Consider the following 1,010-nt stretch of genomic DNA (forward strand, 5'->3'; position numbering starts at 1 on the left):
CAGCACCGCCGCTTTTTCACCGCTTTCAGCATCGTAAACCTCCCAGCCCACCGCCTTGCGGCTGTAGATATCCTCAATCAGATAAAGGTAATAAAACTTCCCACGAATCGGCGACGGCAGGTACGTAATGTCCCACGACCACACCTGATTGGCAGCTGTCGCTGCATAAGTCGTAGGCGCTTCATGACGCTGTGGCCGCTTGGCACGCGAGCGGTGATGCTGCTGACCTGCGGCATGCAACACGCGATAAAACGTCGCCTCCGAGGCCACGTAACGACCCTCGTCGGCTAATTGCGGCACGATCTGGCTCGGCGGCAGGTGCGCATACGCCTTGCTGCTGCACAGCGCCACGATGGCTTGACGCTCGATCTCGCTCAGTGCGTTGTTCGGCGTAGGTCTCACCGTGGTGGTACGCCCATCAGCCAACAGTTTTTCAGGCAAACTCCAGCGTTGCAGAGTGCGTAGCGAAATGCCAACTTCCAAACAGGCAAGCGCCCTGCGGGCGCCCGCCGCGATGGCCTCATGGAGCCAACCGACGAGTAGATACCGTTCTGGCAACAAGGTCAGGTGCCCTCGTCGTCGCTTCCCCAGTAGGCATTGAGCTTTTTTCGCAGCACCAGTAACGCAACGGTTTCAGCCAGCGCAGCATCCTTTCGGCGCAGCTCGCGCTCCAGTTCACGGATGCGATTTTTGTCTTCCTTCGACTCTCCGGCCACTCCCTTTTTCAGAGCCTGATGGTTACTGCTGTTGGCGATAAACGCCTTGCGCCAGCCCTCGATCTGCTCAGGGAAAATGCCTTTACGACGGCAATACTCGCCCAACTCCAGCTCCGACAGGGAGGAGGACTCGATGATGGCGGTCAGCTTGGATTCGGCAGACCAACTTTCGGCCGGCTGCTTGTTTTCGGACAACTGGGAACCTCTGGCAGCAGCTTGCTTGCGCCAATAATGGAGGGACATATCGCTGCAACCTTCGCGGCGCGCAACCTCCGCCGCCGTGAGGCTCAGGGG

Annotated in this window: 1 pseudogene; it reads right to left on the reverse strand. The window is 59.0% G+C overall.

Annotated features, from left to right (window positions below):
* Positions 1-1,010, reverse strand: a pseudogene (locus HB675_RS26065) (DDE-type integrase/transposase/recombinase); the annotation flags it as partial.

The sequence above is a fragment of the Pseudomonas sp. dw_358 genome (assembly GCF_018449655.1).
Lineage (GTDB): Bacteria > Pseudomonadota > Gammaproteobacteria > Pseudomonadales > Pseudomonadaceae > Aquipseudomonas.